Source organism: Vogesella mureinivorans (assembly GCF_007644035.1).
In the GTDB taxonomy this organism is placed as follows: Bacteria; Pseudomonadota; Gammaproteobacteria; order Burkholderiales; family Chromobacteriaceae; genus Vogesella; species Vogesella mureinivorans.
This window is the reverse complement of sequence record NZ_VMTV02000096.1, coordinates 1-281: the sequence shown is the minus strand read 5'-3', so window position 1 is coordinate 281 and position 281 is coordinate 1. Positions and strand designations below refer to the sequence as shown.

The 281-nt window shown below is 68.3% G+C and carries 1 protein-coding gene; it reads right to left on the bottom strand.

Annotated features, from left to right (window positions below):
• Nucleotides 1-281, bottom strand: a 281-nt coding sequence (locus tag FLQ44_RS02110) for a polyphosphate kinase 2 family protein (protein WP_500692533.1), incomplete at both ends; no start/stop codon positions are given.

The window sequence follows — 281 nt, the reverse complement described above, 5'->3', positions numbered from 1 at the left end:
CACCAGGAAGCGCTCGTACTCGACGTCCGAGCAATAGCCCATGACCTTCTCGACGCCGGCGCGGTTGTACCAGCTGCGGTCGAACAGCACGACCTCGCCGGCGGCCGGCAGCTCGGACACATAGCGCTGGAAATACCACTGCGTACGCTCACGGTCGCTGGGCTTCGGCAGGGCCACCACCCGGCAGGCGCGCGGGTTCAGGGTGTTGGCGATGGCGTTGATCACGCCGCCCTTGCCGGCGGCATCGCGGCCTTCCAGCAGCACGACCACGCGATTGCCGG